Source organism: Streptococcus halichoeri (assembly GCF_019774635.1).
GTDB lineage: Bacteria > Bacillota > Bacilli > Lactobacillales > Streptococcaceae > Streptococcus > Streptococcus halichoeri.
Window position 1 is genome coordinate 652,039 of the sequence record NZ_CP081502.1, and the last position, 16,915, is coordinate 668,953.

Genomic DNA, 16,915 nt, shown 5'->3' on the forward strand with positions numbered 1-16,915 from the left:
ATTAGAGCTCCTTTTCGACTTCAATAACCTTGCCTTTTCGTAATAAAAGGGCAATAACAAAACCAATGATTGCAAAGCCAAGTCCAAGGGCAAAGGAGGTGTGAAAACCCATCAGGCTGGCATCCAGCATTTTTTGGGTATAGCTAAGCGGATTAGTAGTTAGAAGTGCCTTAGCAGGCTTATGATTGGTGATAATATTTTGGGTGACACTAGAGAGCAAGGCCACCACAATTGCTGAGGCAATTTGCCGCGCCGTATTATTGGCGGCCGTACCATGGGCGGCTTCGTGTGGTGGCAGAGCACTCATGGCCGAAGCAGTGAGTGGCATCATAATCATAGCAATTCCAAACATCCGCACCGCATATAACAAGGTGATGAAATGGTCTGGGGTTGTCGCTGTCAGGTAGATAAAGGGTACCGTACCGATGCCTAAGACTAAAAAGCCGATAAGAGCCATGCGTCTAGCGCCGACGCGGTCATAAACACGGCCAGCAATAGGGCTAATAATCCCCATCATTAAAGCACCTGGCAAGAGTACAAGGCCAGAATCAAGGGCAGATAGGCCATGGACATTTTGCAGATACAGTGGCAGCATCATTTCCACCCCCATCATGGCCATCATCGATAGGGCAATAGCAGCAGTGGTGACAGAGAACTGCTTGACCTTAAAGACCCGCACATCCAAAAAAGGTGTTTCCAAAAGGAGTTGCCGCCAGATGAATAAAGCAATCACTACTATGCCAATCAAGATAGGAAAAATAACCGTTTCCCAATTGCCCCAGCCATCGCTAGCAACATTGGTGAAGCCCCACAAAAAGCTACCAAAACCAATGATCGAAAGGATGAGAGATAACACATCTAGGCTCATCGGATGATTAGGCACCACATCTTTAACAATAAAAGGCGATGCTAAAAAGGCTAAGATAAGAATGATTAAGGGCATAATAAAAATGGCGCGCCAAGTCAGATCATAGCCCCATAAGTGGAAGTCTTGCTTTAAAATCCAACCGGCAAAGGTTGGACCAATAGCTGGCGCAAGCCCTACGACAAGGCCATTTAGCCCCATGGCTGCACCGCGTTGCTCGGCAGGGAAAATATTGACCATAACCACCTGCATTAAGGGCATGGTTATCCCGACCGCACAAGCCTGAATAATCCGGCCAATTAAGAAGATATTCCAATTGTCCCTGGGTGCAAAGGTGGTCATTAAAAGCCCTGCAATTAAAATAGCATAGGCTGATACATATAACCATTTGGTCGAAAAACGAGTGGTTAAGTAAGCAGAGACAGGAATCATAATCCCGTTGGCTAGTAAAAACCAGGTTGTGGCTTGTTGTGCTGTAGCAAGGTTAATATCAAAACTCTTCATGAGCGTAGGGATAGCTGTCCCTAAACTGGTTTGATTTAACACGCCAGCGAAAGTTGCAATTAAGAGCAACATCACCATGGCACTACGATTGTATGGTCTACCGTGAATATCAATAGTTTTTGTAGTACTCATATCGACCCTCCATTCTAAATGATACTTGCTATATTTTAGCTCTTTTTAGAAGAAAGTCAATGATAAAGTTTCAGAAAATATCATAAAAGTTCCAATGAACTGCTGAGTCAGCACCTCTTGCTAAGTTGTGGTCTTGCGAAGATGAACGGTTTATAATATAATAAGATAAATATTAGAAAAACATATGTGAGATTTGGAGATAGCGATGGTACATAAGAAACGTTCACTGCTGATTGTAGCAGGCTCTTTAGTAATCACGGCCCTCTTAGGCTTGTTTTTTCGGCTGCATTTCTGGCAAGAGGCCGTTATGGTAATGCTCACAGCCCTGCTGTATCTGATCGTTTATCTGCTGATGAGCAAAAATGCACAGCGGTCCTTGACTTGGTCGCAGATTTTACAGGAGTGGAAAGGGCAGATGGAGAGGCGCGGCAATCTCATTGTATTTGCGATTATCCTGATCATAACGGCCTTTGATCGACTGGTGACTAAGACGCCGCTTTTTGATACCTTTTTCAATAGCAATTTACTGGTGGTTATTGCCACAGTCAAGATGCTGTATGTGATCAATAGTACAGCTGCTCGCAAAAAAGCCGACCAGTAGGTGCCTGGCACGAGCCAGCTCAAAAAAGTAAGCCAGTAAGTGCCAGACTTTGGCACCACAAAAGCAAGCAAAGAAGCCTGCGGCTTTAACACAAGCTGCTGCTCGACTTGGCTTGCTTTTTTTGCTTAAAATGCTAAGCTCGCAGCCGCTAAAAGTCCAAACATGCCCGGACATGTGATATAATAAAGATAATTTCATGTGTGTAGAGGAGTTCATTTGCAAGGGAGAATTATCAAAGCCTTGGCAGGCTTTTATTATGTAGAGGCTAAGGGTCAGCTCTATCAGACCAGAGCACGGGGCAATTTTCGAAAGAAAGGCCAGACGCCCTATGTTGGGGATTGGGTTGATTTTTCAGCTAAGGAGCAGTCAGAAGGCTATATTTTAGCTATTCATGAGCGCAAAAACAGTCTGGTCCGACCGCCAATTGTCAATATTGATCAGGCTGTCGTTATCATGTCAGCCAAAGAACCGGATTTTAGTAGCAACCTTTTGGATCGTTTCTTGGTGTTGCTGGAGCATAAGCAGATGCGGCCGGTCATTTATATCTCTAAGATGGATCTCTTGGAGGATCAGGCAGAAATGCTCAAGCTTGCAAAAGTATACCAGGCTATTGGCTATCCCTTTATCATGAATTTGGAGGAGCTACTGCCATTGCTTAAGGACCAAATCACTGTTTTTATGGGGCAAACCGGAGTAGGGAAATCAACCCTGCTTAATCAAATTTCGCCAGAACTAGACCTGGCAACAGCGGAGATTTCTGATAGCCTTGGCCGGGGCAAGCACACGACACGAGTCGTCAGCTTTTACGATGCCTATGAGGGTAAAATCGCTGATACGCCGGGCTTTTCTTCCATTGACTATGAGGTTGATAATGCCAAGGACCTAAGCGAAGCCTTTCCTGAGATTCAAAACTATAGTCATGGGTGTAAATTCCGTACCTGTACACATACACATGAGCCGGCCTGCGCGGTTAAAGACGCAGTCCAAGCCGGCCAGATTTGGGCTGGACGTTTCGATCATTACTTGCAGTTTTTAAGTGAGATCGAAAATCGCCGGGAAACTTATAAAAAAGTCATCAAAAGAAAGTAGGTTGAAACATGAGTACACTAAAAATCGCCCCATCCATCTTGGCTGCTGACTATGCTAATTTTGCCACGGAGCTAAAGCGCATTGAAAAGACCAGTGCTGAGTATGTTCATATTGACATTATGGATGGCCAGTTTGTGCCAAATATTAGTTTTGGAGCTGACGTTGTAGCTAGTATGCGTAAGCATAGCAAGCTGGTCTTTGATTGCCATTTGATGGTGGTTAATCCCGAACGTTATGTGTCTGCTTTTGCCCAGGCAGGCGCTGATATGATGACAATTCACCTAGAAAGCACTCAGCACATCCACGGTGCGCTACAAAAGATCAAGGCCGCCGGCATGAAAGCTGGGGTCGTAATCAATCCAGGAACACCAGCTAGTGCCTTAGAGCCCTTGCTAGATTTGGTGGATCAGGTCTTGATTATGACGGTTAATCCAGGCTTTGGCGGCCAAGCCTTTATTGCATCTTGTTTGGACAAGGTCCGAAAGGTTGCGGCCTGGCGTGAGCAAAAGAACTTGGATTTTGATATTGAAGTAGATGGTGGGATTGATAATCAGACCATAGTTGCCTGTGCCCAAGCTGGCGCCAATGTCTTTGTCGCGGGATCTTATTTGTTTAAAGCCCAAGACTTAGTGGCCCAAGTTGAAACCTTGCGGGATGCCCTTCATGACTAAGGTGGCCCTATTTGCTGGCGGTGAGCTCTCCTACTATGATCGCAAGCATGATTATTTTGTGGGGATTGATCGTGGCAGCCTCTTTTTGCTGGCCCAAAAGCTGCCGCTGGATTTGGCTGTAGGCGATTTTGACTCTGTCTCAGCGGCAGAATTAGCACTTATTCGATCCCAAGCCCGCGAACTGCTGGTGGCCGCACCAGAAAAAGACGACACAGATACGGAATTAGCTCTCAAGGCGGTTTTTAGCCGCTTCCCCCACTGTCAGGCCACTCTTTATGGTGCTTTTGGTGGGCGGCTTGATCATTTTTTGTCTAATATCTTTTTGCCCAGCTATCCAGAACTTGCGCCCTTTATGCAGCAAATCTGCTTACGGGATGCCAGCAATTTAGTTCGTTACCTGCCAGCTGGAAAGCACCAGATTATAGCGACGCCTGGTTTTGACTATGTGTCTTTTTTGCCAGAAGAAGCTCAGCAATTCAGCATTATTGGGGCTAAATACGAATTAACCAGAGACACTTATTTTAAACGCAAGAATTATTCCAGCAATGCCTTTATAGGCAAACCAATCGAGGTAAGCCTTGAGTCAGGTTACCTGATTGTGATTGAAAGTAAAGATAGGAGCTAATGTGGAGATTGTTTTAGTCATCCTTTTCATCGGTTTAGCCCTTGCTCTTGCCTTGCAATATCGTGAGATCAAAGCTTTGCAAGCATCTTTGACAAGTGAGCTCGCCGATTTTAGTGATCGGTTATCTGACCAGTTAACCTATCAAATAGAGAGCATGAGCAAGCAGCAGTTGTTGGACATTTCCCAACAAATCGGCCAGCAGCAGGCAGCCGTTTATCAGCAATTAGACGGTTTAAAGACTGTTTTGAATCACAACTTAAGCGAAAATCGTGAACGAACCGACCAGCGCTTGGACCAAATGAGTCAGCGGCTAGCAGTCTCGGTTAAGGACATGCAGACCTCTAACGAGGTACGCCTAGAGGCCATGCGCCACACCGTTGAAGAAAAGCTCGAAGCAACCTTGAAAAATCGCCTGCATGCCTCTTTTGAGACTGTTTCTAAGCAACTAGAGAGTGTGAACCAGGGCTTGGGTGAAATGCGCAGCGTGGCGCGTGATGTTGGAACCCTTAACAAGGTTCTCTCCAATACCAAGACCCGTGGGATTATGGGTGAATTGCAATTGGGACAAATTCTCGAAGATATTTTGACGGTTAATCAGTATGAAAAAGAGGTGCCAACGATTAAGGGCTCCAGTGAACGCGTTGAATACGCCATCAAGCTGCCCGGTTTGGCTAATGATGAGACCGTCTATCTACCAATTGATTCGAAGTTTCCCTTGCAAGACTATTATCGCTTAGAAGATGCCTATGAATCTGGTGATAAGGAGCAGATCGAGGCCTCTCGCAAGGCCTTGCTCAATGCCATCAAGCGTTTTGCCAAGGATATTCAGACCAAGTACCTCAGACCACCAGAGACTACGAATTTTGGGATCATGTTTCTCCCAACAGAAGGCCTCTATGGCGAGGTTGTCCGTAATCCGGCCTTTTTTGATAGCTTGCGCCGTGATGAGCAAATCGTGGTCGCAGGTCCTGCTACCTTGTCGGCTCTGCTAAATTCTCTATCGGTCGGCTTTAAAACACTAACGATTCAAAAAAATGCAGACGATATTAGCAAGATTTTAGGCAATGTCAAGGTAGAATTTGCAAAATTTGGAGGCATTCTGCTTAAAGCTCAAAAGCAAATCAACACAGCCAATACTACCTTAGACCAATTAATCGCAACGCGGACCAACGCCATCATTAAGGCTCTAAATACAGTTGAATCATACCAAGATAGTGAGACAGCTTCGCTATTAAATATACCAAAAGAAGGAGGCGAGCCATATGAAGATTAATCAAATGAAAAAGGATCATCCATTTGAGGGCTTTTTTCTCATCAAATCGGCGGAAGTTCGTAAGACCCGGGCAGGCAAAGACTATATTGCCTTTATTTTTCAGGATGATACAGGAGAAATTTCTGGTAATCTCTGGGACGCTCAAACCTACAATGTCGAGGAATTTACAGCAGGTAAGGTGGTGCATATGAAGGGGCGGCGCGAAGTCTATAATGGAACACCTCAGGTTAATCAGATCACTCTTCGCCATCCCAGACAGGGAGAACCTAACGATCCTAAAGCTTTTAAAGAAAAAGCCCCAGTTTCTGTTACGGAAGTTCGGGACTACCTAGAAGGCATGTTATTCAAAATTGAGAATGCCACCTGGCAACGGATTGTCCGAGCGCTCTATCGTAAATATGACCAGGCTTTTTATTCCTACCCAGCCGCTAAGACCAACCATCATGCTTTTGAGTCTGGCTTAGCCTATCATACTGCGACCATGGTCCGCTTGGCTGATAGCATTGGGGATATTTATCCGGAGTTGGATAAGAGCCTGCTTTATGCTGGGATTATGTTACATGACTTGGCCAAGGTCCTAGAATTAACCGGCCCAGAAAATACAGAGTACACGGTTCGAGGAAACTTGATTGGCCATATTTCCTTGATTAATGAGGAGATTACCAAAGTTATTGCAGAGCTCAACATCAGCGACACCAAAGAAGAAGTCACCGTCCTTCGTCATCTGATCTTGAGTCATCATGGCCAATTAGAATATGGGAGTCCAGTGCGGCCGCGGATTATGGAGGCCGAAATTCTCCATATGATTGATAATATTGATGCCAGTATGATGATGATGACCACGGCCTTAAAACTTGTGGATGAAGGCGAGATGACAAATCGGATATTTGCGATGGATAACCGTTCTTTTTATAAACCCAAATATTAAGATTTTATGTGACTGAAATCTCTCTGTAAACGAACGTTAATTTTCTTAACGTTCGTTTTTTTGCTAAATGTGTGGTATAATGGTAGAAAGACTATAATAATGGGGAAAATATGAAGTTAAGACGCAGCGAGCGGATGGTGGTCATCTCAAATTACTTGATTAACAATCCTTATAAGTTGACCAGCCTAAATACCTTTGCACAAAAATACGAATCCGCAAAATCATCCATTTCTGAGGATATTGCTATCATCAAAAAAGCCTTTGAAGAAGCAAATATTGGTGAGATTGAAACCTTAACTGGCGCAAGCGGTGGGGTTATTTTTACGCCAACCATTGCTAAAGCAGAAGCAAAAGCCATTGTTGAGGAACTCTGTGAAAGCTTATCACAAAGCAGTCGTATTTTGCCTGGCGGCTACATCTATTTATCAGACTTGCTAAGTACCCCGAAGATCTTACAAAATATCGGCCGCATTATTGCTAACGCCTTTAAGGGTCAAAAAATTGACGCTGTTATGACAGTGGCCACTAAGGGCGTGCCCTTGGCCAATGCGGTTGCCAACATCTTGAATGTCCCTTTTGTGATTGTTCGCCGCGACCTTAAAATCACGGAAGGCTCAACTGTGTCGGTCAACTATGCCAGTGCTTCAAGTGATCGCATTGAAAAAATGTTTTTATCTAAGCGGAGCTTGCGCCCCAATAGCCGGGTCTTGATTGTTGATGACTTTTTAAAGGGCGGCGGCACCATTTCAGGAATGATTAGTCTCCTGGAAGAGTTTGACAGCACCTTAGTTGGTGTGGCTGTCTTTGCCGAAAACAGCCAGGAAGAACGCGAACAAATGACCTATAAATCGTTACTGAGAGTCTCTGAAATAGATGTGAAAAACAGTCACGTTTCAGTCGAAGTCGGCAATATTTTTGATTAGTGAAATTGAATTAAGGAGAAAAAATGGAATTAGAAAACACGAAGTCAAAGCAAGTTAAAACAACACTTGCCTTAACGTCAACCTTAGCTCTTTTGGGCACCACTGTTGGTGTTGAACATGAGGTGAAAGCTGAGGACTTACATACCACAACAAGGGCGACAACGACTGATTCAAGCGCAGCAATGCCAGAAACCCTTGACAAAACTAATCAAGAGATTGCCACAACAGCAAAAAAATTGGAAACGCAAAAAGAAGAGCTCCACAAAGCTACCAGCGATGTGGAGACAGGTCAAAAAACCGTAGCAGACGCAAAAGCCCTCTTGGCCCAAAAAGATCAGGCGGTAGAAAAAGCTAACGCTAGTCTTCTTACGATTGCCAATGCTAGCCCACAAGAATATGCAGCCATGGTGGCAAGCGAGCAAGCAAGCTTAGCAAGTACTGAGCAAGACCTACAAGCAACCACAGCGCAGGCAGCAAACTTAGAACAAACAGCTAAAGCCCAAGCTGCTGATTTAGAAACACACAGCGCTAACGCTGAGCGTTTGAGCCAAATGGAACAAAGCGCCAGCAAGCAAGTTGCAGAACTTACGACCTTGCTTAATAAACCTGAAGAGTTGACCAAGCAAGCAGCCGCTGCGCAAACAGCAGTAGCAACCATTAACACAAACCTTAATAAAGCTCAAGCAGACCTCGATAAGACCGTAGCAAGCACCACCGTGCAACTTAAAGAAGAGCTTGCTCTTAACCAGCAAACCTTGTCTAGTAAGCAAGCAGAACTGTCTGCCTTAAAAGCCCATGCAACTACTGAGCAGGTCAACGTAGCTGGTAACAATCAGCTGGTGGCACCAAGTTCTTATTCTTTAGCAGCTATTCAAAAATTAGCAGCCAGTGGTTACATCGGGACACAAAGCTACCTCAACACCTACAACCAACTTAGCTCCCAACTGATCAATGGCGCTAAGCAAGGCATGACTATTAACCAGTACAAGGACATTGCAAGTGATGTCAACCGGGTGGTTAATCCAGATAATCTAAGCCAAGACGTGCAAAATGAATTGGCCCAATTTGCTGCTGCAATGATCAACCAAGTCCGGACTCAGCTAGGTTTACCGCCAGTTGCTGTCACAGAAGGCTCCCAAGAGTTTGCCCGGAAGTTAACCCAAAACTACAAAGCTACTCACAATAATACCCGTCCCAACTTCCAATTCGGTGTTGCGGGCATCGCTGGCCACAAAGGGATTGGCCCTCATGATAAGACAATCATCGAAACCTCAGCACAGGCTGTTGGTTTGCGGGCCAATGATGACAACATGTATGAAAGCATCGGTTTCTTCGATGATGTTTACACTGTCAATGGCCTAAAGCGCAGTATTTACAATAGCTTACGCTACATGTTCTTTGAAGACTACACCTATGGCAATACTTTTGGCCATACGGTTAACCTTTTAAGAACGGATAAGGTAAATCCTACTAAACCTATTTACCTTGGTTTTTCCACCGATACAGTACAGGGCTTAAACACCCATTTTCTCTTGATTCCTCAATCAAATATTGAAAATGCCGCTCGTTTTAGCCAAAAAATCGCTGGCGTAGTAGCACCTGTCAACCACTCAGCGCGCATCAATACGCTTAATACGACCATTGCAAGCATCAGCCAAAAGATTAATTCTTTAAATACGCGTCTAGCAAATGTCGCTAAAGAAGCACCAGTCGTTGCCGCTTATCAAGCCATAGCCGGCTTAAAAGCCCAATTACAGACGGCCCAAGGTGAAGCCAGTCATTTGGCAGCCCAGGTTCAACGGCTAGCGCAGTCGCAGGATGTTTCACAAGCTCAGTTAGCTCAAGCACTCCAAAACCAAAAGGCCTACAGAGCGCAACGCGACCAAGAATTAACTTATGTGGCCCAAGCCAAAGCCCAATTAAATAGTACCAATGTCAGCTTGCAAGCAACCTCGGCTGAATTAGCGCGCTTGACTGCTAGACAGCACTATTTAAGCAAGCTCCTAGCAACTCCTAGTCAGGCTGAGCGCAAGCATCTTGCAGCGACTCACTTAGCCACTGCCCAAGCAGAACAATCAGCTGTGCAACGGCAATTGACACAAGCTACAGGAAAATTAGCTAACTTAGTGGCGCACAAAACCAATCTAGCAGCTGCTATTGCGGCCACTGAAAACCATCTTGAGCTCTTAAAAGCCCATGCGCTTACATTACCAAAATTCCAAGCCTTGGCTCTTCCGGCTCCTGGTTTTGCCAAAGGACAGTATCCTAGCGTCACTCCTGCGGCTCTTGCAGCGCTGACACACGCCAAGGTCAGCCATAGCAGTCGCAACGCTTCAACCGCATCTGCGCCAACAGGTACCCAATTGGCTCAGGCCTTGACCAAGGTCGAAGAAACAGCTGCTCAGCTTGCATCTGATGCTGTTCTTAACCAAGTGAGACGGGTGTCTAGAGATATTGTCGCTGCTGCCTCAGCTGCACTTGACGCAGCGCCAAGCGTTGATTCATCAGGACGTAAGGGGTCAATCAGCTCTTATGGTCCAGGTTCAATCTTCCAAGGCAGCCTTATGCCTTCACCAGATGAGAGCACCAAACGAGCTATTAAAGCCGGTCTTGTGATGTTATCTGCTGTTGGACTAGCGGCTTATAGCTTACGCAAAGAGAATGAAAGAAAACTATAGTTTTCTTTGACAAAAAGTACCGTCTGTGTTATTATGTAAGACGGTACTTTTTACTTTTGGTCTCTCAAAAGTGTACAGAGACGTGCTGACAATAGTTGCAAAAGTACACCCGGATATAGGCTGTCACCGAGTGCTATATCAACCAAAAATAAAAAAACACAGGAGAATGTAGATGCCTACAATTAACCAGTTGGTACGTAAACCACGTAAATCTAAAATTGAAAAATCAGATTCACCAGCTTTGAATATTGGCTACAACAGTCATAAAAAAGTTCACACAAAACTTTCAGCACCACAAAAACGCGGTGTTGCAACACGTGTGGGTACAATGACACCTAAAAAACCTAACTCTGCCCTTCGTAAATTTGCCCGGGTACGCTTGAGCAACCTTATCGAAGTAACAGCCTACATCCCAGGAATTGGCCACAACTTGCAAGAACACAGTGTGGTACTTATTCGTGGTGGACGTGTAAAAGACCTTCCAGGGGTACGTTACCATATCGTTCGTGGAGCACTTGATACAGCAGGTGTTGCTGACCGTAAGCAAGGCCGTTCTAAATACGGTGCTAAACGTCCAAAAGGGTAATAGAGGGGAGATAAGAAAGAATGAGTCGTAAAAATCAAGCACCAAAACGCGAAGTATTACCAGATCCATTGTACCATTCAAAAATTGTAACACGTCTTATCAACCGTGTTATGCTTGATGGAAAACGTGGTACAGCTGCTACTATTGTTTATGATGCCTTTGCAGCTATCAAAGAAGCTACTGGCAATGATGCCCTTGAAGTATTCGAAACAGCGATGGACAACATCATGCCTGTTCTTGAAGTTCGTGCTCGCCGTGTTGGTGGGTCAAACTACCAAGTTCCAGTCGAAGTTCGTCCAGAACGTCGGACCACACTAGGTCTTCGCTGGTTGGTAAATGCATCACGCGCACGTGGTGAACACACAATGAAAGATCGTCTTGCCAAAGAAATCATGGATGCTGCTAACAACACAGGAGCATCTGTTAAGAAACGTGAAGACACACACAAAATGGCTGAGGCTAACCGTGCCTTTGCTCACTTCCGTTGGTAATATAGGCTATTTTAGCGGGAAACAAATGTTAGACGAAATAGGAATAGTGACGCAGAAGCTTCAGCTTCTAGGAGCTATTATCTTTTTGTCAGCGACTTGTATCTCAAACTCAGTTATAAGATACGCAGACGCATAGAATGCATAGTGAAAATAGAAAACTTGCCGAAGAGACTTTTGTCTCTAGGAAAGGTTATCTTTTTCACACAGCGTTTAGCCTGAGTTCAATTACAAGGTGTACGACACTTACCTGTAACTGGTTATGTCCGCATCAAACCAACAAACTCTTCTCAATAAATAATTAGCATAACGGGTAGGTCCTGCCTATCCGTTTTTTCTCAAATAGTGCTATAATAGACTTATTAAAAAAGATATAGGAGAAAAAACCTAATGGCTCGCGAATTTTCACTAGCAAAAACTCGTAACATCGGTATCATGGCTCACGTTGATGCTGGTAAAACAACAACTACTGAGCGTATTCTTTACTACACTGGTAAAATCCATAAAATCGGTGAAACCCACGAAGGCGCTTCCCAAATGGACTGGATGGAGCAAGAGCAAGAACGTGGAATTACAATCACTTCTGCTGCAACAACTGCACAATGGAACGGTCACCGTGTTAACATCATCGACACACCAGGGCACGTGGACTTCACTATTGAAGTACAACGTTCTTTGCGCGTACTTGATGGTGCAGTAACCGTTCTTGACGCTCAATCAGGGGTAGAACCACAAACTGAAACCGTATGGCGCCAAGCTACTGAATACGGGGTTCCGCGGATTGTTTTTGCAAACAAAATGGACAAAATCGGTGCTGACTTCCTTTACTCAGTAAGCACCTTACATGACCGTTTACAAGCAAATGCTCACCCAATCCAATTACCAATTGGTGCTGAAGATGACTTCCGTGGTATTATTGACTTAATCAAAATGAAAGCGGAAATCTACACCAATGATATTGGTACAGACATTCTGGAAGAAGATATTCCTGAAGAATACCTCGAACAAGCTCAAGAATACCGTGAAAAATTAGTAGAAGCTGTTGCTGAAACTGATGAAGACCTCATGATGAAATACCTAGAAGGCGAAGAAATTACTACAGATGAGTTGAAAGCAGCTATCCGCCAAGCAACCATCAACGTTGAATTCTTCCCAGTATTGTGTGGTTCTGCCTTCAAAAATAAGGGTGTTCAAATGATGCTTGATGCAGTTATTGACTACTTACCAAGCCCACTTGACATTCCTGCTATCAAAGGTATTAACCCTGACACTGATGCAGAAGAAACACGTCCAGCATCTGATGAAGAACCATTTGCTGCCCTTGCCTTTAAGATCATGACAGACCCATTTGTAGGTCGTCTAACCTTCTTCCGCGTTTATTCAGGTATTCTTAATAGCGGTTCTTATGTCATGAACACCTCTAAAGGCAAACGTGAACGTATTGGACGTATCCTTCAAATGCACGCAAACAGCCGTCAAGAAATTGAAACAGTATATGCTGGTGATATTGCTGCTGCCGTTGGTTTGAAAGACACAACTACTGGTGACTCATTAACTGATGAAAAAGCAAAAGTTATCCTTGAATCTATCGAAGTACCAGAACCAGTTATCCAATTGATGGTTGAGCCTAAATCAAAAGCTGACCAAGACAAGATGGGTATCGCGCTTCAAAAACTAGCAGAAGAAGACCCAACCTTCCGCGTTGAAACCAACGTTGAAACGGGTGAAACAGTTATCGCTGGTATGGGTGAGCTTCACCTTGATGTCCTTGTAGACCGTATGCGTCGTGAATTCAAAGTGGAAGCAAACGTAGGTGCTCCTCAAGTATCTTACCGTGAAACTTTCCGTGCTTCGACACAGGCTCGTGGTTTCTTCAAGCGCCAATCCGGTGGTAAAGGTCAATTTGGTGACGTTTGGATTGAATTTACACCAAATGAAGAAGGTAAAGGCTTCGAATTCGAAAATGCAATCGTTGGTGGTGTGGTTCCACGTGAATTCATCCCAGCAGTTGAAAAAGGACTTGTTGAATCCATGGCAAACGGTGTCCTTGCTGGTTACCCAATCGTTGATGTGAAGGCAAAACTATATGATGGTTCTTACCACGATGTTGACTCATCTGAAACGGCCTTTAAGATTGCTGCTTCACTTGCACTTAAAGAAGCTGCCAAAACAGCACAGCCAGCTATCCTTGAGCCAATGATGCTTGTCACTATTACAGCACCTGAAGACAACCTCGGTGATGTTATGGGTCACGTGACTGCTCGTCGTGGACGTGTTGATGGTATGGAAGCACATGGTAACAGCCAAATCGTTCGTGCCTATGTTCCACTTGCTGAAATGTTTGGTTATGCGACAGTTCTTCGTTCAGCTACCCAAGGACGTGGTACCTTTATGATGGTATTTGACCACTATGAAGATGTTCCTAAGTCTGTCCAAGAAGAAATTATCAAGAAAAACCGTGGTGAGTAATCCCACCCCTTGAAAAGGAATTGAAACGATCAATTCCTTTTCTTTTTATATTTTCATCTGGTCACTCATCACTTGGCAAGGAGGTCTAAACAATCAAATTTCCATCAGTCCTTAAGCCATGAAAATAGCTATTTTATTTGCATTTTTGTGGGAATCATTATATAATAATCATGTTGAAAGATTTTGGAGGCACCTCCAAGTTAATCTTTTCACATTATAGGTAGGGAGTCACTCCCTTAAATATTATTCTTTTGATTTTCATAAGGAGGAAATCACTAATGGTAGTTAAAGTTGGTATTAATGGATTCGGTCGTATCGGTCGTCTTGCATTCCGTCGTATCCAAAACGTAGAAGGTGTTGAAGTAACACGCATCAACGACCTTACTGATCCAGCAATGCTTGCGCACTTGTTGAAATATGATACAACTCAAGGACGTTTCGACGGTACAGTTGAAGTTAAAGACGGTGGCTTTGAAGTTAACGGAAAATTCGTTAAAGTTTCTGCTGAACGCGATCCAGAACAAATTGACTGGGCTAACGATGGTGTTGAAATCGTTCTTGAAGCAACTGGTTTCTTTGCAACAAAAGCTGCTGCTGAAAAGCACTTACATGCTGGCGGTGCTAAAAAAGTTGTGATCACTGCACCTGGTGGCTCAGATGTTAAAACAGTTGTTTTCAATACTAACCATGACATCCTTGATGGTTCTGAAACAGTTATCTCAGCTGGTTCATGTACAACAAACTGTCTTGCACCAATGGCAGACGCTTTGAACAAAAACTTTGAACTTAAAGTTGGTACAATGACTACCGTTCATGGTTACACTGGTGACCAAATGGTTCTTGATGGCCCACACCGTAAAGGTGACTACCGTCGTGCTCGCGCAGCTGCAGCAAACATTGTTCCTAACTCAACTGGTGCTGCTAAAGCTATCGGACTTGTTATCCCTGAATTGAACGGCAAATTACAAGGTCATGCACAACGTGTACCAGTACCAACTGGATCATTAACTGAACTTGTATCTGTACTTGGCAAAAAAGTAACAGCTGACGAAGTTAACGCAGTAATGAAAGCTGCTGCTAACGATTCATACGGCTATAATACTGATGAAATCGTATCTTCTGATATTGTAGGTATGTCATATGGTTCATTATTTGACGCTACTCAAACAGAAGTTACTGAAGCTGCTGACGGTACTCAATTGGTTAAAACTGTTTCATGGTATGACAACGAAATGTCTTACACATCACAACTTGTTCGTACCCTTGAATATTTCGCAAAAATTGCTAAATAATGAGACTGTTAAATTAAAAGGAAGAGCTTTTCTTCCTTTTTTTTGCGATGTTGGCAACTAGAGCAGGTTAGCTAAATAGCTAATCCTTACATAGACTTCAATGTGCGTCTCACATTTAAAAACGTTATCTAATGTGATATGTTTATCTTTAATTCCGATTACTTCTGTAGTATGTGATAGAGTTGTTCCATATGATGCTTTCTAATGAGTTGTTTTGACGCTGCTTTTCATTATAAGTCATATAGAACGTTTTGTCTGCATGAAAAGAGGCCCATCATCTCCAGAGTGGCGTTACCCACTACAGAAATGATAGAGCCGCATTTCAGTGCTTTAGCGCTGCCTTTTTTCACTCCCTCATCGTCTCCAGCTGGCCCTAGGCAGGTCAGGTCCCAAGCGAAGCAATCGCAACTGCACTGATAAGAGCAAGAGAAGAGTTAGAGCGTTTTAGCACAAGTCAGCTTTGAAAAAAATTGTGAAAAAATTAATTTATTCCTTTCATTCTAAAGAATTTTAAGCAATTTTATGTTATAATTGTAGGTATCAAACATAGAAAAAATAAGGAGTCTCTTTATATGGCTAAAATGACTGTAAAAGACATTGATGTAAAAGGTAAAAAGGTTCTCGTTCGTGTTGACTTTAACGTTCCATTGAAAGATGGCGTGATCACAAACGATAATCGGATTACTGCAGCTTTGCCTACTATCAAATACATTGTAGAAAACGGCGGACGTGCCATTCTTTTCTCACACCTAGGTCGTGTCAAAGAAGAAGCAGATAAAGAAGGTAAATCACTTGCTCCTGTTGCTAAAGCTTTATCTGAAAAACTTGGCCAAGATGTGGTTTTCCCTGGTGTAACCCGTGGTGCTGAGTTAGAAGCTGCTATTGATGCTCTAGAAGACGGTCAGGTTTTACTCGTTGAAAACACACGCTTTGAAGATGTGGACGGCAAAAAAGAATCAAAAAATGATCCTGAGTTAGGTAAATACTGGGCTTCATTAGGTGATGATCTTTTTGTAAATGATGCTTTTGGGACAGCACACCGTGCCCATGCTTCTAACGTAGGTATTTCGGCAAATGTTGCTAAAGCAGTAGCTGGCTTCTTGCTTGAAAACGAAATTGCTTACATTAAAGAAGCAGTTGAAACACCAGAACGTCCATTTGTGGCGATTTTAGGTGGTGCTAAAGTCTCAGATAAAATCGGTGTCATTGACAATCTGCTTCAAAAAGCAGATAAGGTTATCATAGGTGGTGGGATGACTTATACCTTTAACAAAGCTTTGGGTCACGCCATTGGTGACTCCCTTCTTGAAGCAGATAAGGTTGATGTTGCTAAAGATTTATTGGACAAAGCGGGTGACCGTCTAGTCTTACCAATCGACAGCAAAGAAGCAAATGGCTTTGCTGATTACACTGAAATTCGTGTGACTGAAGGCCGTGATATTGACGCTGGTTTCCAAGGTTTGGATATTGGACCAAAATCTGTAGCTGAGTTTGAAAAAGTCCTTGAAGGTGCTAAGACAGTTGTCTGGAATGGCCCAATGGGTGTCTTTGAAAACCCTGACTTCCAAGAAGGAACTATCGGTGTTATGGATGCTATCATCAAGCAACCAGGTGTTAAATCAATCATCGGTGGAGGTGATTCTGCCGCTGCAGCGATTAATTTAGGCCGTGCTGACAAATTCTCATGGATTTCTACTGGGGGTGGCGCAAGCATGGAATTACTAGAAGGTAAAGAATTACCAGGCCTTGCTGCCTTAACAGAAAAATAAGCTAGCCACCTTTGGGATTTGC

General features: G+C 43.8%; 14 protein-coding genes. 13 read left to right on the forward strand and 1 reads right to left on the reverse strand.

Features of this window, described 5'->3' with window-relative positions; all coding sequences use genetic code 11:
- Position 1: 1 nt before the first annotated feature.
- On the reverse strand, positions 2-1,501 hold the full coding sequence (locus K5J94_RS03260) for an MDR family MFS transporter (protein ID WP_221913505.1): 1,500 nt from the start codon (positions 1,499-1,501) through the stop codon (positions 2-4).
- A 205-nt stretch (positions 1,502-1,706) separates the two neighbouring features.
- Here K5J94_RS03260 and K5J94_RS03265 point away from each other — a divergent pair, with 205 nt between their 5' ends.
- The 13 genes from K5J94_RS03265 (at position 1,707) to K5J94_RS03325 (ending at position 16,893) form a co-directional block, all read left to right on the forward strand.
- Positions 1,707-2,102 (forward strand): hypothetical protein, encoded by a 396-nt coding sequence (locus K5J94_RS03265; RefSeq protein WP_221913507.1) that lies wholly within the window; start codon positions 1,707-1,709, stop codon positions 2,100-2,102.
- A 216-nt stretch (positions 2,103-2,318) separates the two neighbouring features.
- Complete coding sequence (gene rsgA, locus K5J94_RS03270) at positions 2,319-3,191, forward strand: ribosome small subunit-dependent GTPase A (protein ID WP_221913509.1); 873 nt, start codon at positions 2,319-2,321, stop codon at positions 3,189-3,191.
- Positions 3,192-3,199: 8 nt separating this feature from the next.
- Positions 3,200-3,862: a ribulose-phosphate 3-epimerase gene (gene rpe / locus K5J94_RS03275; protein ID WP_159548529.1), complete on the forward strand. Its 663-nt coding sequence runs from the start codon at positions 3,200-3,202 to the stop codon at positions 3,860-3,862.
- Positions 3,855-4,487, forward strand: coding sequence for a thiamine diphosphokinase (locus K5J94_RS03280; RefSeq protein WP_221913511.1), 633 nt, complete (start codon positions 3,855-3,857; stop codon positions 4,485-4,487). The genes rpe and K5J94_RS03280 overlap by 8 nt, the downstream gene beginning before the upstream one ends.
- 67 nt (positions 4,488-4,554) lie before the next feature.
- Positions 4,555-5,760, forward strand: coding sequence for a DNA recombination protein RmuC (locus K5J94_RS03285; RefSeq protein ID WP_408022839.1), 1,206 nt, complete (start codon positions 4,555-4,557; stop codon positions 5,758-5,760).
- Positions 5,750-6,688: a 3'-5' exoribonuclease YhaM family protein gene (locus K5J94_RS03290; RefSeq protein WP_221913515.1), complete on the forward strand. Its 939-nt coding sequence runs from the start codon at positions 5,750-5,752 to the stop codon at positions 6,686-6,688. Before K5J94_RS03285 ends, K5J94_RS03290 begins: the two co-directional genes overlap by 11 nt.
- A gap of 110 nt (positions 6,689-6,798) precedes the next feature.
- On the forward strand, positions 6,799-7,611 hold the full coding sequence (gene purR, locus K5J94_RS03295; RefSeq protein WP_159564384.1) for a pur operon repressor: 813 nt from the start codon (positions 6,799-6,801) through the stop codon (positions 7,609-7,611).
- Positions 7,612-7,634: 23 nt separating this feature from the next.
- The gene (locus K5J94_RS03300; protein WP_221913517.1) at positions 7,635-10,289 is read left to right on the forward strand and encodes an SEC10/PgrA surface exclusion domain-containing protein; all 2,655 of its coding nucleotides are present in this window, start codon (positions 7,635-7,637) and stop codon (positions 10,287-10,289) included.
- Positions 10,290-10,461: 172 nt separating this feature from the next.
- The gene (gene rpsL / locus K5J94_RS03305) at positions 10,462-10,875 is read left to right on the forward strand and encodes a 30S ribosomal protein S12 (protein ID WP_159543253.1); all 414 of its coding nucleotides are present in this window, start codon (positions 10,462-10,464) and stop codon (positions 10,873-10,875) included.
- Between the two features lie 20 nt (positions 10,876-10,895).
- The gene (gene rpsG, locus K5J94_RS03310; RefSeq protein ID WP_159543251.1) at positions 10,896-11,366 is read left to right on the forward strand and encodes a 30S ribosomal protein S7; all 471 of its coding nucleotides are present in this window, start codon (positions 10,896-10,898) and stop codon (positions 11,364-11,366) included.
- Positions 11,367-11,753: 387 nt separating this feature from the next.
- Positions 11,754-13,832 carry an elongation factor G gene (gene fusA / locus K5J94_RS03315; RefSeq protein ID WP_159543249.1) on the forward strand — a complete coding sequence of 693 codons (2,079 nt, stop codon included), beginning with the start codon at positions 11,754-11,756 and terminating at the stop codon, positions 13,830-13,832.
- Positions 13,833-14,110: 278 nt separating this feature from the next.
- Positions 14,111-15,124, forward strand: coding sequence for a type I glyceraldehyde-3-phosphate dehydrogenase (gap, locus tag K5J94_RS03320; protein ID WP_159543247.1), 1,014 nt, complete (start codon positions 14,111-14,113; stop codon positions 15,122-15,124).
- A 572-nt stretch (positions 15,125-15,696) separates the two neighbouring features.
- Positions 15,697-16,893, forward strand: coding sequence for a phosphoglycerate kinase (locus K5J94_RS03325; RefSeq protein WP_159564984.1), 1,197 nt, complete (start codon positions 15,697-15,699; stop codon positions 16,891-16,893).
- Positions 16,894-16,915 lie beyond the last annotated feature (22 nt).

What these genes read in the sequence shown, in the direction of transcription:
- K5J94_RS03260 (WP_221913505.1), bottom strand. Translation starts at nt 1,501, where the DNA reads ATGAGTACTACAAAAACTATTGATATTCACGGTAGACCATACAATCGT.
- K5J94_RS03265 (WP_221913507.1), top strand. Translation starts at nt 1,707, where the DNA reads ATGGTACATAAGAAACGTTCACTGCTGATTGTAGCAGGCTCTTTAGTA.
- rpe (WP_159548529.1), top strand. Translation starts at nt 3,200, where the DNA reads ATGAGTACACTAAAAATCGCCCCATCCATCTTGGCTGCTGACTATGCT.
- K5J94_RS03280 (WP_221913511.1), top strand. Translation starts at nt 3,855, where the DNA reads ATGACTAAGGTGGCCCTATTTGCTGGCGGTGAGCTCTCCTACTATGAT.
- K5J94_RS03290 (WP_221913515.1), top strand. Translation starts at nt 5,750, where the DNA reads ATGAAGATTAATCAAATGAAAAAGGATCATCCATTTGAGGGCTTTTTT.
- purR (WP_159564384.1), top strand. Translation starts at nt 6,799, where the DNA reads ATGAAGTTAAGACGCAGCGAGCGGATGGTGGTCATCTCAAATTACTTG.
- K5J94_RS03300 (WP_221913517.1), top strand. Translation starts at nt 7,635, where the DNA reads ATGGAATTAGAAAACACGAAGTCAAAGCAAGTTAAAACAACACTTGCC.
- rpsL (WP_159543253.1), top strand. Translation starts at nt 10,462, where the DNA reads ATGCCTACAATTAACCAGTTGGTACGTAAACCACGTAAATCTAAAATT.
- rpsG (WP_159543251.1), top strand. Translation starts at nt 10,896, where the DNA reads ATGAGTCGTAAAAATCAAGCACCAAAACGCGAAGTATTACCAGATCCA.
- fusA (WP_159543249.1), top strand. Translation starts at nt 11,754, where the DNA reads ATGGCTCGCGAATTTTCACTAGCAAAAACTCGTAACATCGGTATCATG.
- gap (WP_159543247.1), top strand. Translation starts at nt 14,111, where the DNA reads ATGGTAGTTAAAGTTGGTATTAATGGATTCGGTCGTATCGGTCGTCTT.
- K5J94_RS03325 (WP_159564984.1), top strand. Translation starts at nt 15,697, where the DNA reads ATGGCTAAAATGACTGTAAAAGACATTGATGTAAAAGGTAAAAAGGTT.